Origin of the sequence: Streptococcus mitis, assembly GCF_003943905.1 — a bacterium.
In the GTDB taxonomy this organism is placed as follows: domain Bacteria; phylum Bacillota; class Bacilli; order Lactobacillales; family Streptococcaceae; genus Streptococcus; species Streptococcus mitis_BC.
In genome coordinates this window covers 50,949-62,835 of record NZ_RJNS01000006.1, presented here as the reverse complement: position 1 = coordinate 62,835, position 11,887 = coordinate 50,949, and the positions used below count along the sequence as shown (strand labels likewise).

Here is an 11,887-nt window from a genome sequence, read left to right as displayed (position 1 = left end):
AAGATCTGCTGTCTTTTTGAGTACAAGGCTGTATTTCCAGTTCAATTCCTTGAACTAGAATAAATCGTCTGTTAAAATAATTATATAATTAAATAATAAAGACATTTGGGGTGCTTTAGGCTGAGATGATACCCATTGAACCTGATACAGTTAGTACTGTCGAAGGGAAATGTGAAAAGGTTTTTTTCGTATGTCGAAAAGAACTGTCTAATCTTGTAAGGTAAACTCTAATTCTCGTTTGTAATTGGAGTTTTTTTGTTTATCAAAAGAGGATAGGCTGGACGTTAAGCCTTTCGGTAGCTCACCTTGAATACCCCACTTTTCTTTAAAAAAGGAGTTTTTTATGTTGAAAAAATGGCAGTTAAAAGAGGTTATTTTACTTGCTTTCTTGTCTATCTTTTTTGGTGGCGTTTTTGTGGGTTCAGGCTATCTGTTTGATATCCTCACCCTGATTTTAGCACCTCTTGGTTTACAGGCCTTTGCCAATGAAATCCTCTTTGGTCTCTGGTGTATGGCTGCACCCATTGCTGCCATCTTTGTTCCAAGAGTGGGAAGCGCAACGATTGGAGAAGGGCTAGCTGCGCTTGCTGAAGTTCTTTATGGTAGCCAATTTGGTCTAGGTGCCCTTTTGTCTGGCTTGGTTCAAGGTTTGGGAAGTGAACTTGGTTTTATCGTAACCAAGAATCGCTATGAAAGTTGGCTCTCTCTAACTGCCAATAGTATTGGGATTACGCTTGTTAGCTTTGTCTATGAATACATTAAGTTAGGTTACTATGCCTTCTCCCTTCCTTTTGTCCTTTCCTTGCTAGTGGTACGTTTTATTTCCGTCTTTTTCTTCTGTACTATCTTGGTTCGTGCCATTGTCAAACTCTATCATCAGTTTGCAACTGGAGGAAAAGCATAGATGGGCCCGGAATTAAGAGGGATTCAATCCCCAATCTTTTCAGAACCGATTGATTTTACTTTTCATGAGCAAACTTTTACCTTGTTAGTTGGGAGCAGTGGTTCAGGAAAATCCAGTCTCTTTCAAATCATTGCCCAGGTCACTTCCTTACCTTATAGTGGTCAAGTCTTGATAGATGGGAGTGAGGTCAGTCAGCTTTCTATCGTCAAACGTGTCCAGACGGTTGGCATTCTCTTTCAAAATCCCAATCATCAATTTACCATGGAGAACTTGTTTGAGGAGCTGATTTTTACCCTGGAGAATATCGGCCATCCCGTTCAGGAAATTGATTCTAAAATAGCAGAGGTTGTCCAGCAATGTCGCTGCAAGGCGATTTTGCACCGTCCAATTCATCACTTATCAGGTGGGGAAAAGCAAAAGGCTGCTTTGGCTGTTCTCTTTGCTATGAATCCTAGGGTCTATCTCTTGGATGAACCCTTTGCTTCCATTGACCGCAAGAGTAGGATAGAGATATTGGAGATTCTAAAAGAGTTGGTCTCTGATGGGAAGACAGTTATCCTGTGCGACCATGATTTAACGGACTATGAAGTCTATATCGACCATATGGTGGAGCTAAGAGACGGTCAACTAAGGGAAGTGTTTCAAATCCCTTGCTCTGAGATGATACAGGTTTCTTCAAAGGAAGTTGCTTCTAGTCCAGAACTATACCATATGGATCGTGTGACTTGTGAGCTGGATCATCGCCCCCTCTTTTCCATTGCGGATTTTACATTCTACCAAGGAATTTCCTGTATCTTGGGTGACAATGGTGTCGGGAAATCAACCCTCTTTCGATCTATTCTTCAATTTCAAAAGTATAAAGGGCTCATTACTTGGAAGGGGAAAATCCTGAAAAAGAAAAAGAGTCTGTATCGTGACTTGACGGGTGTTGTTCAGGAAGCTGAGAAGCAATTTATCCGAGTCAGTCTGAGAGAGGAACTGCAATTAGATAGTCCAGACTCTGAAAGAAATCAGCGAATTCTCCAAGCTTTACGATATTTTAATCTGGAGCAGGCACTTGATAAGAGTCCCTATCAATTAAGTGGTGGCCAGCAAAAGATTCTTCAGCTATTGACCATCTTGATCAGCAAGGCTTCTGTGATCTTGCTAGATGAACCATTTGCTGGTTTGGATGATAGAGCCTGCGACTACTTTTGTCAGTGGATGTTGGAGGAGAGCAATCAAGGGAGAAGTTTTTTGATCATTAGCCATCGTTTAGATCCCTTGATTTCTGTGGTCGATTATTGGATTGAGATGACTAGTGAGGGTCTCAGCCACCTTCAAGAAGTGACCATCAGCAAACCTCTCCCATCTCTGAACAATGATACTCTAGGGGAGGTGAGGTAGTATGATCAAAGTAGCAACCAAGACACCAGTTATCAGCCTCTTCTTTCTAATTTTATCCTTGGAAACATCCTTCATTCCTTCGATTGCTCTTAATCTTTCTGTAGTCGCATTTTGCATACTCTTTTTGCTCTATCACCGTCGATTTAAAATGTTGGCTTGGATGCTTGTGCTCGCCATTTTGCCATCCTTTGCTAACTACTGGGCAGTCCAGTTACATGGGGATGCTTCGCAGGCAGTGATACTTGGAACGAGGGCTTTTGTGACGGTTTGTATCGGTCTTGTCTTTGTTTCCTCTATTTCCCTAAAAGAGCTTCTTTTGTACTTAGCTCAAAAGGGGTTATCACGGTCTTGGGCTTATGCCTTGATTGTGGTATTTAATTCCTTTCCCCTTATTCAGCAGGAGATCAAGTCCCTCAAAGAAGCTTGCTTATTGCGTGGTCAAGAACTGCATGTTTGGTCTCCCCTGATTTACAGTAAGGTTCTGATGACGGTTTTTAGGTGGCGCCATCTTTACCTGAGAGCTTTGTCTGCACATGGATATGATGAGCATGCACAGTTGGAGAATCGCTATCGGACTTTTTATATTTCTAAAAAAACAAAATTAATCTACCTGCTGTTCTTTTTATTGCTTCAAACCAGTTTATTTCTATAAAGGAGTTATTATGGAATTTACAGATATTGCGATGGAATTATCCAAGGAAGCTTGGCAGGCTTCTTTTCATCATCCCTTTATTTTACAATTACAAGAGGGAAATTTAGAACCTTCTATTTTCCGCTATTATTTAATTCAGGATGCTTATTACCTGAAGTCTTTTTCAGAAGCCTATCACCTCTTGGCTGATAAGACTTCAAACGAGGAAATGAAAAGACTCTTGAAACAAAATGCTCAGAGTCTAGTGGAGGGTGAGTTGTTTATCCGCCAACAATTTTTCAAGGAATTGGAAATCAGCGATCAGGAAATGGAGCAACATCCAATCGCTCCAACCTGTTATCATTACATTTCTCATATTTATCGACAGTTTGCAGAGCCAAACTTGGGCATTGCTTTTGCTAGTTTGCTCCCATGTCCTTGGTTATACCATGATTTGGGCAAGGCACTTAATCGCAAACCATCCCCGAATCCTCTTTATCAACAGTGGATTGAGACCTATATCACCGATGAGTTAGAACAGCAGATTAAAGAGGAAGAAGCCCTGGTCAATCAGCTCTATCGCGAAAGCAACGAGACAGACAAACAAAAAATGCTAGAGGCCTTCCACAGAAGTGTCCACATGGAAGCCAAGTTTTGGGAGATGGCTTACCAACATCAAACCTGGACGAGTGATTTACAGTCCTTAGAAAAAGAGAAGCAATAGAAAATGAGAAACCACCAACTTCAAGTTCACAAATTAACCATTTTATCCATGATGATTGCCCTTGACGTAGTTCTTACACCCATCTTTCGAATTGAGGGAATGGCACCGATGTCCAGTGTAGTCAACATTCTTGCAGGAATCTTGATGGGACCTGTTTATGCCTTGGTCATGGCTACAGTGACAGCCTTTATCCGTATGTCAACTCAGGGCATTCCCCCTTTGGCCCTAACAGGAGCTACTTTTGGAGCCCTCCTTGCAGGTCTCTTTTATAAGTATGGTCGGAAATTTCACTATTCTGCCCTAGGAGAAATCTTGGGAACAGGGGTTATCGGTTCTATTGTTTCCTATCCTGTTATGGTTCTCTTTACGGGATCTGCGGCCAAGCTCAGTTGGTTTATCTACACTCCTCGATTTTTCGGAGCAACCTTGATCGGTACAGCCATAGCTTTTCTTGCCTTTCGATTTTTAATCAAGCAGGAATTCTTTAAAAAAGTGCAAGGATATTTTTTCAGTGAAAGGATAGACTGATGCAGAAATTGACAAATCCTTTCCCTCTAGCAACCAGTTCCTTGATTCACTGTATTACCAATGAGATTTCTTGTGAGATGCTGGCAAATGGCATTTTGGCTCTGGGATGCAAACCCGTTATGGCAGATGATCCCCGTGAGGTTCTTGATTTTACTAAGCAAAGTCAAGCCCTCTTCATCAATTTGGGGCATTTGTCAGCTGAGAAGGAGAAAGCAATCCGCATGGCTGCTTCTTATGCAAACCAAGCTTGTCTCCCAATGGTAGTAGATGCGGTTGGCCTAGCAACATCTCCCATTCGTAAGACCTTAGTTAGAGATCCTTTAGAATACAAGCCCACGGTCCTTAAAGGAAACATGTCGGAAATCCGAAGTCTTGTTGGCTTAAAACACCACGGAGTTGGGGTTGATGCTAGTTCTAAAGATCAAGAAACTGAGGATTTGCTTCAAGTCTTGAAAGACTGGTGTCAGCTTTATCCTGGTATGTCATTCTTAGTCACGGGACCCAAGGACCTCATCGTTTCAGAGAATCAAGTTGCTGTATTGGGAAATGGCTGTGACAAATTGGACTGGATAACAGGGACAGGAGACTTGGTTGGAGCCTTGACAGCCGTTTTTCTAAGCCAAGGAAAGACCGCCTTTGAAGCTTCGTGCTTAGCGGTTTCTTATCTCAATATCGCTGCTGAGAGAATTCTTGTTCAAGGAATGGGATTGGAAGATTTTCGTTACCAAGTTCTCAATCAACTCTCTCTCCTAAAAAGAGATGAAAACTGGCTAAAAGCCATCAAAGGAGACTTTTATGAATAGAGAAGCACTTAGACTGTATCTAGTAACCAATCGCTACCAAGATTCCTTGGAAAAATTTCTTGAAAAAGTCGAGACGGCCTGCCGTTCAGGTGTTACCATCATCCAACTACGAGAAAAAAATCTCACCACCAATCAATACTATCAACTGGCAAAACAAGTCAAGGAAATAACAGATGCCTACCAGGTGCCCTTGATCATCGATGATCGGTTGGATGTCTGTCTTGCAGTCGATGCAGCAGGTCTGCATATCGGCGACGATGAACTACCAGTTTCGGTTGCCCGCAAAGTCTTGGGTCCTGAAAAAATCCTCGGTGTCACTGCTAAAACGGTTAAAAGAGCTCTCGAAGCAGAAACATCGGGTGCGGATTACTTGGGAACTGGAGCCATTTTCCCAACTACGACCAAAGAAAATGCACCCATCACCCTGATTTCAACCTTGAAAACAATTTGCCAAACGGTCGCCATTCCAGTAGTTGCTATCGGAGGCCTGACATCAGAGAATATTGACCAACTTATCGGCACGGGTATAGCTGGAGTAGCTGTAGTACGTGATCTGATTCAGGCAGAAGATATTGAAGCAAAAGCGCATGCCTTTTTAACAAAGCTAGATGACATTGTTTCCTAATCAAAAACTCTCTAGTTTCCTTAAACTGGGAACTAGAGAGTTTTTCTTAATCTTTAAAGCTTGTATGGTTGACTGGTCCAGAACCGTGACCGAGTTGAGGGGCGTCTTGAATAGCTTTTGTGATAAAGGCCTTGGCCTTATCAACTGCCTGATAAAGGGTTTTCCCCTTGGCTAGTTCAGCCGTAATCACTGCAGCAAAGGTACATCCAGTACCATGGGTGTGACAGGTTTGAATTCGAGGACTTTCCCAGACAAATTGCTCCTCCTTGGTAAAGAGGAAATCCTTGGCACCGCCTTCGAGATGACCACCTTTGATAACTACAGACTGAGGACCAAATTCTCTTATAATCAGGCGACCGGCACGTTGCATGTCTTCTGGATTATGAATTGAGAAACCAACAATTTCTTCTGCCTCAGGAAGATTGGGGGTGATAATGGTTGCAAGAGGAAGCAGGTTTGTTTTTAGGTAGCTTCTCGCACTAGTATCTATCAGGGTATCACCGCTTGTTGCGACCATAACAGGGTCCAGCACGTAGGGGCAGTCCAGTTTTTTAAGATAGGGTTGGATGATCTCCATGATCTCAGTAGTTGCCAACATACCAGTTTTTACAGCCTGGGGCTTGATATCCGAAAAGACACTCTCCAATTGTGCTTCCAGCATTTGGTTGGAGACGTGTTCAATTAATTGAACGCCTCTGGTATTTTGAGCGACAAGACTTGTCACAACGGCCATTCCATAGACATCTCTCGCTTGGAACGACTTTAAGTCAGCCATAATGCCAGCACCGCCACTAGGGTCAGTTCCTGCAATGGTTAGAGCAACGGGTAAATAAGTCATCTAAAACCTCCCAACCAACTGAAGTTTGCATTCTTAAGAACAAGCTAGTCTGTTTCAGGAAAGCAATAGAAGACAAGTAGTCCTCATTATCATTTCCACTTCCACTTCCATCAGCTAGCATTACCTAGATTGAGTCAAAGGGATCTAACAGTCGTTAATCTCAGCTTTACGCACCCCTAGTGGTTGTTTTCTTTTTTCTACAGTATAGCATATTTTTATAGTTTATATAGTAAAATTTGACTGCAAATCTCTCGTTACATGATTAGAATTCTATTTTTCGAAAAAATAATAAAAATTATAGTTGACAAATGTAGATTTTCGGAGTATACTAATAACTGTAATCGACAAATGTAGATTTAGGAGGTGTGATTATGCAGATTTCAGATGCAGAATGGCAGGTTATGAAGATCATTTGGATGCAGGGGGAGCAGACTAGTACGGATTTGATCAAGGTTTTGGCGGAGCGGTTCGACTGGTCCAAGTCAACCATTCAAACTCTTTTGGCTCGTTTGGTTGAGAAAGAGTGTCTGACAAGGAAAAAAGAAGGCAAGTCCTTTGTCTATTCAGCCCTTTTAACTTTGGACCAAAGTCGGGATTTGCTTATTAAAGATATTAAAGACAAGGTTTGTTCCCGTAGGATTAAGAACTTGTTGGCTGATTTGATTGTGGAATGTGATTTCACTCAGGCTGACTTGGAAGAATTGGAAGAAGTGATTTCTAAGAAGAAATCAAGCGCTGTAACAGAAGTAAGATGTAATTGTATGTAAAGGAGACGTCATGTTAAATAGTATTGTAACCATTATTTGTATTGCCCTTATCGCGTTTATCTTGTTTTGGTTTTTCAAAAAGCCTGAAAAATCTGGACAAAAGGCCCAGCAAAAAAAGGGTTACCAAGAGATCCGAGTGGAAGTCATGGGGGGCTATACGCCTGAGTTGATTATTCTTAAGAAATCAGTGCCAGCCCGTATCGTCTTTGACCGTAAGGACCCTTCACCCTGCCTAGATCAGATTGTTTTCCCAGATTTTGGAGTGCATGCGGACTTGCCTATGGGTGAAGAGTATGTAGTGGAAATCACACCTGAACAGGCTGGAGAGTATGGTTTCTCTTGTGGCATGAATATGATGCACGGCAAGATGATTGTAGAATAGGAGAATGATATGACTGAAATTGTAAAAGCAAGCCTAGAAAATGGCATTCAAAAAATCCGTATCACGGCAGACAAAGGCTATCATCCAGCCCATATCCAGCTTCAAAAAGGGATTCCAGCTGAGATTACCTTTCATCGAGCAACTCCTTCAAACTGTTACAAGGAAATTCTGTTTGAAGAAGAAGGCATTTTGGAACCAATCGGCGTAGATGAGGAGAAAGTCATTCGTTTTACACCTCAAGAATTAGGTCAACATGAATTTTCTTGTGGTATGAAGATGCAAAAAGGAAGCTATACCGTAGTTGAGAAGACTCGAAAATCTCTATCACTTTTACAGCGTTTTTGGATTACTAGTATCTTTACTGTGCCTCTTGTGATTCTCATGATTGGTATGTCGACAGGAGGAATTAGTCACCAAGTCATGCGTTGGGGAACCTTTTTAGCCACAACACCGATTATGCTAGTAGCAGGTGGTCCTTATATCCAAAGTGCTTGGGCTAGTTTTAAAAAGCACAATGCCAACATGGATACCTTGGTTGCTCTGGGAACCCTAGTGGCCTATTTCTATAGCTTAGTTGCCCTCTTCGCTGGTCTCCCCGTTTACTTTGAAAGTGCTGCATTTATCTTCTTCTTCGTTCTTATGGGAGCCGTTTTTGAGGAGAAAATGCGGAAAAATACTTCCCAAGCTGTGGAGAAATTACTGGATTTGCAGGCTAAAACTGCAGAAGTCTTGCGTGAGGATAACTATGTTCAAGTCCCCTTGGAGCAAGTCAAGGTAGGTGACCTGATTCGAGTGCGTCCCGGTGAAAAGATTGCGGTTGATGGTATCGTAGTGGAAGGTGTCTCTAGTATTGATGAGTCTATGGTGACAGGTGAGAGTCTGCCTGTGGACAAGACAGTTGGAGATACCGTCATTGGTTCAACCATCAATAATAGTGGAACACTTGTTTTTAGAGCAGAAAAAGTTGGTTCAGAGACTGTTTTGGCTCAGATTGTGGATTTTGTGAAGAAAGCTCAGACAAGTCGTGCGCCGATTCAGGACTTGACGGATAAAATTTCAGGGATTTTTGTCCCAGCAGTTGTCATTTTAGGGATTGTGACCTTTTGGGTTTGGTTCGTCTTGCTCAGGGATAGTGTAGTTGTGCTTGGAGCGAGCTTTGTGTCTTCGCTTCTCTATGGAGTAGCAGTTCTGATTATTGCCTGCCCTTGTGCATTGGGACTTGCAACACCGACAGCACTGATGGTAGGAACAGGACGCAGCGCTAAAATGGGGGTTCTCCTCAAAAATGGAACTGTCTTACAGGAAATCCAGAAAGTCCAAACTATTGTCTTTGATAAGACAGGGACTTTGACGGAAGGGAAACCTGTGGTGACAGATATCATTGGCGACGAGGCAGAGGTGCTTGGATTGGCGGCCTCCTTGGAAGAAGCTTCTCAACACCCACTGGCTGAGGCTATTGTCAAGAGAGCGAGTGAAGCTGGACTTGAGTTTCAAACTGTTGAAAATTTCCAAGCCTTGCACGGAAAAGGTGTTTCAGGGCAAATCAATGGAAAACAAGTTCTGCTTGGAAATGCTAAAATGCTGGATGGCATGAACATTTCTAGCACTTATCAAGAAAAACTAGAAGAACTAGAAAAAGAAGCTAAGACAGTTGTCTACTTGGCTGTTGACAATGAAATCAAAGGCTTGCTTGCCCTGCAAGATATTCCCAAGGAAAATGCCAAGTTAGCCATCAGTCAGCTGAAAAAACGTGGACTTAAAACAGTCATGCTGACAGGGGATAATGCTGGCGTGGCGCGTGCTATTGCCGATCAGATCGGAATCGAAGAGGTCATTGCAGGTGTCTTGCCAGAAGAAAAAGCCCATGAAATCCATAAACTACAATCAGCTGGAAAAGTAGCCTTTGTTGGTGATGGTATCAATGACGCTCCTGCCCTCAGTGTAGCGGATGTCGGGATTGCTATGGGAGCTGGAACAGATATTGCCATCGAGTCAGCAGATTTGGTGTTGACAACTAATAACCTTCTAGGAGTGGTTCGTGCCTTTGACATGAGTAAGAAAACCTTTAATCGAATTCTGCTCAACCTCTTCTGGGCCTTTATCTACAATGTCGCCGGCATTCCGATTGCAGCAGGAGTCTTTTCAGGAATTGGTCTCGTTCTCAATCCAGAACTGGCTGGTCTAGCCATGGCCTTTAGTTCTGTATCTGTTCTGACTAGTTCACTCTTACTAAACTTTAGTAAAATAGACTAAAAGCGAGCTTGCTCGCTTTTTATTATAAAACAGTTCTGAAAAACGTTTTCAAACTGTACTGTAATAGAGAATCAAAACTTCTGAGCACATTCTTAGGAGACCCAAAACAAATGTGGTAAAGTAGTAGAGTAAAAATTTGCTGAAACGTTTCCAATTAGTATATGAAAACGGATGAATCAAATTTTAAAAATATTTGAAGGAGAGTTATCATTATGACTCAAGGGAAAATTACTGCATCTGCAGCAATGCTCAACGTATTGAAAACATGGGGTGTAGACACAATCTACGGTATCCCATCAGGAACACTCAGCTCATTGATGGACGCTTTGGCTGAAGACAAAGATATCCGCTTCTTGCAAGTTCGCCACGAAGAAACAGGTGCTCTTGCAGCGGTGATGCAAGCTAAATTCGGCGGCTCAATCGGGGTTGCAGTCGGTTCAGGTGGTCCAGGTGCGACTCACTTGATTAACGGTGTTTACGATGCAGCTATGGATAACACTCCATTCCTTGCTATCCTTGGATCACGTCCAGTTAACGAACTCAACATGGATGCCTTCCAAGAATTGAACCAAAACCCAATGTACAACGGTATCGCTGTTTACAACAAACGTGTCGCTTACGCTGAGCAATTGCCAAAAGTAATCGACGAAGCTTGCCGTGCTGCAGTTTCTAAAAAAGGTCCAGCTGTTGTTGAAATTCCAGTAAACTTCGGTTTCCAAGAAATCGACGAAAACTCATACTACGGTTCAGGTTCATACGAGCGTTCATTCATCGCTCCTGCATTGAACGAAGTTGAAATCGACAAAGCTGTTGAAATCTTGAACAATGCTGAACGTCCAGTTATCTACGCTGGTTACGGTGGTGTTAAAGCAGGTGAAGTGATTACTGAATTGTCACGTAAAATCAAAGCACCAATCATCACAACTGGTAAAAACTTTGAAGCCTTTGAATGGAACTACGAAGGTTTGACAGGTTCTGCTTACCGTGTTGGTTGGAAACCAGCCAACGAAGTGGTCTTTGAAGCAGACACAGTTCTTTTCCTTGGTTCAAACTTCCCATTTGCTGAAGTTTACGAAGCCTTCAAGAACACTGAAAAATTCATCCAAGTCGATATCGACCCTTACAAACTTGGTAAACGTCATGCCCTTGACGCTTCTATCCTTGGTGACGCAGGTCAAGCAGCGAAAGCTATCCTTGATAAAGTAAACCCAGTTGAGTCTACTCCATGGTGGCGTGCAAACGTGAAGAACAACCAAAACTGGCGTGATTACATGAACAAACTCGAAGGTAAAACCGAGGGTGAATTGCAATTGTATCAAGTTTACAATGCAATCAACAAACATGCTGACCAAGACGCTATCTACTCAATCGACGTAGGTGACACTACTCAAACATCTACTCGTCACCTTCACATGACACCTAAGAACATGTGGCGTACATCTCCACTCTTTGCGACAATGGGTATTTCCCTTCCTGGTGGTATCGCTGCTAAGAAAGACAATCCAGATCGCCAAGTATGGAACATCATGGGTGACGGTGCATTCAACATGTGCTACCCAGACGTTATCACAAACGTTCAATACGACCTTCCAGTTATCAATGTTGTCTTCTCAAATGGTAAATATGCCTTCATCAAGGACAAATACGAAGACACAAACAAACACTTGTTTGGTTGTGACTTCCCTAATGCTGACTATGCGAAAATCGCTGAAGCTCAAGGTGCTGTAGGATTTACAGTTGACCGTATCGAAGACATCGATGCAGTTGTTGCAGAAGCTGTTAAACTCAACAAAGAAGGTAAAACTGTTGTGATCGATGCTCGCATCACTCCACACCGTCCACTTCCAGTAGAAGTACTTGAATTGGATCCAAAACTTCACTCAGAAGAAGCAATCAAAGACTTCAAGGAAAAATACGAAGCAGAAGAACTCGTACCATTCCGCCTCTTCTTGGAAGAAGAAGGATTGCAATCACGCGCAATTAAATAATTCCTTCGTGGAACTTAAAAAGATCGGAGCAATCCGGTCTTTTTCTGGAGGATAGTAA

The 11,887-nt window shown here is 42.4% G+C and carries 12 protein-coding genes and 2 riboswitches; of the genes, 11 read left to right on the top strand and 1 reads right to left on the bottom strand.

What is annotated here, in order from left to right; translation table 11 throughout:
* The first annotated feature begins 96 nt into the window (after window positions 1-96).
* Window positions 97-185, top strand: a riboswitch (TPP riboswitch).
* Window positions 186-343: 158 nt separating this feature from the next.
* The 7 genes from D8854_RS09070 to thiE are packed head-to-tail and all read left to right on the top strand — an operon-like array spanning window position 344 to window position 5,601.
* Window positions 344-904 (top strand): ECF transporter S component, encoded by a 561-nt coding sequence (locus tag D8854_RS09070; protein WP_033605925.1) that lies wholly within the window; start codon window positions 344-346, stop codon window positions 902-904.
* The gene (locus tag D8854_RS09065) at window positions 905-2,290 is read left to right on the top strand and encodes an ATP-binding cassette domain-containing protein (RefSeq protein ID WP_125450576.1); all 1,386 of its coding nucleotides are present in this window, start codon (window positions 905-907) and stop codon (window positions 2,288-2,290) included.
* 1 nt (window position 2,291) lies between these two features.
* Window positions 2,292-2,942 carry an energy-coupling factor transporter transmembrane component T gene (locus tag D8854_RS09060; RefSeq protein ID WP_000598424.1) on the top strand — a complete coding sequence of 217 codons (651 nt, stop codon included), beginning with the start codon at window positions 2,292-2,294 and terminating at the stop codon, window positions 2,940-2,942.
* A 10-nt stretch (window positions 2,943-2,952) separates the two neighbouring features.
* Window positions 2,953-3,645 (top strand): thiaminase II, encoded by a 693-nt coding sequence (gene tenA, locus D8854_RS09055; protein WP_125450575.1) that lies wholly within the window; start codon window positions 2,953-2,955, stop codon window positions 3,643-3,645.
* A 3-nt stretch (window positions 3,646-3,648) separates the two neighbouring features.
* Window positions 3,649-4,173: an energy coupling factor transporter S component ThiW gene (thiW, locus tag D8854_RS09050; protein WP_125450574.1), complete on the top strand. Its 525-nt coding sequence runs from the start codon at window positions 3,649-3,651 to the stop codon at window positions 4,171-4,173.
* Window positions 4,173-4,976, top strand: coding sequence for a hydroxyethylthiazole kinase (locus tag D8854_RS09045; RefSeq protein ID WP_125450573.1), 804 nt, complete (start codon window positions 4,173-4,175; stop codon window positions 4,974-4,976). The genes thiW and D8854_RS09045 overlap by 1 nt, the downstream gene beginning before the upstream one ends.
* Window positions 4,969-5,601, top strand: coding sequence for a thiamine phosphate synthase (gene thiE, locus D8854_RS09040; protein ID WP_125450572.1), 633 nt, complete (start codon window positions 4,969-4,971; stop codon window positions 5,599-5,601). Before D8854_RS09045 ends, thiE begins: the two co-directional genes overlap by 8 nt.
* Window positions 5,602-5,647: 46 nt before the next feature.
* Here the strand turns inward: thiE and thiD are convergent, their stop codons facing one another.
* Window positions 5,648-6,439: a bifunctional hydroxymethylpyrimidine kinase/phosphomethylpyrimidine kinase gene (gene thiD, locus D8854_RS09035; protein WP_125450571.1), complete on the bottom strand. Its 792-nt coding sequence runs from the start codon at window positions 6,437-6,439 to the stop codon at window positions 5,648-5,650.
* A gap of 89 nt (window positions 6,440-6,528) precedes the next feature.
* Window positions 6,529-6,627: riboswitch (TPP riboswitch) on the bottom strand.
* Window positions 6,628-6,810: 183 nt separating this feature from the next.
* Between thiD and D8854_RS09030 the strand changes: the two genes are divergently transcribed.
* The 4 genes from D8854_RS09030 to spxB all read left to right on the top strand — a co-directional run bounded on the left by D8854_RS09030 (window position 6,811) and on the right by spxB (window position 11,829).
* On the top strand, window positions 6,811-7,206 hold the full coding sequence (locus D8854_RS09030; protein ID WP_125450570.1) for a CopY/TcrY family copper transport repressor: 396 nt from the start codon (window positions 6,811-6,813) through the stop codon (window positions 7,204-7,206).
* A gap of 10 nt (window positions 7,207-7,216) precedes the next feature.
* On the top strand, window positions 7,217-7,588 hold the full coding sequence (locus D8854_RS09025) for a cupredoxin domain-containing protein (RefSeq protein WP_000935055.1): 372 nt from the start codon (window positions 7,217-7,219) through the stop codon (window positions 7,586-7,588).
* A gap of 9 nt (window positions 7,589-7,597) precedes the next feature.
* On the top strand, window positions 7,598-9,841 hold the full coding sequence (locus D8854_RS09020) for a heavy metal translocating P-type ATPase (protein ID WP_125450569.1): 2,244 nt from the start codon (window positions 7,598-7,600) through the stop codon (window positions 9,839-9,841).
* A 212-nt stretch (window positions 9,842-10,053) separates the two neighbouring features.
* Complete coding sequence (gene spxB / locus D8854_RS09015; protein ID WP_000191817.1) at window positions 10,054-11,829, top strand: pyruvate oxidase; 1,776 nt, start codon at window positions 10,054-10,056, stop codon at window positions 11,827-11,829.
* Window positions 11,830-11,887 lie beyond the last annotated feature (58 nt).

Excerpts from the sequence above, each read along its gene's own strand:
- D8854_RS09070 (WP_033605925.1), top strand. The coding sequence starts at position 344 with ATGTTGAAAAAATGGCAGTTAAAAGAGGTTATTTTACTTGCTTTCTTG.
- D8854_RS09065 (WP_125450576.1), top strand. The coding sequence starts at position 905 with ATGGGCCCGGAATTAAGAGGGATTCAATCCCCAATCTTTTCAGAACCG.
- D8854_RS09060 (WP_000598424.1), top strand. The coding sequence starts at position 2,292 with ATGATCAAAGTAGCAACCAAGACACCAGTTATCAGCCTCTTCTTTCTA.
- tenA (WP_125450575.1), top strand. The coding sequence starts at position 2,953 with ATGGAATTTACAGATATTGCGATGGAATTATCCAAGGAAGCTTGGCAG.
- thiW (WP_125450574.1), top strand. The coding sequence starts at position 3,649 with ATGAGAAACCACCAACTTCAAGTTCACAAATTAACCATTTTATCCATG.
- D8854_RS09045 (WP_125450573.1), top strand. The coding sequence starts at position 4,173 with ATGCAGAAATTGACAAATCCTTTCCCTCTAGCAACCAGTTCCTTGATT.
- thiE (WP_125450572.1), top strand. The coding sequence starts at position 4,969 with ATGAATAGAGAAGCACTTAGACTGTATCTAGTAACCAATCGCTACCAA.
- thiD (WP_125450571.1), bottom strand. The coding sequence starts at position 6,439 with ATGACTTATTTACCCGTTGCTCTAACCATTGCAGGAACTGACCCTAGT.
- D8854_RS09030 (WP_125450570.1), top strand. The coding sequence starts at position 6,811 with ATGCAGATTTCAGATGCAGAATGGCAGGTTATGAAGATCATTTGGATG.
- D8854_RS09025 (WP_000935055.1), top strand. The coding sequence starts at position 7,217 with ATGTTAAATAGTATTGTAACCATTATTTGTATTGCCCTTATCGCGTTT.
- D8854_RS09020 (WP_125450569.1), top strand. The coding sequence starts at position 7,598 with ATGACTGAAATTGTAAAAGCAAGCCTAGAAAATGGCATTCAAAAAATC.
- spxB (WP_000191817.1), top strand. The coding sequence starts at position 10,054 with ATGACTCAAGGGAAAATTACTGCATCTGCAGCAATGCTCAACGTATTG.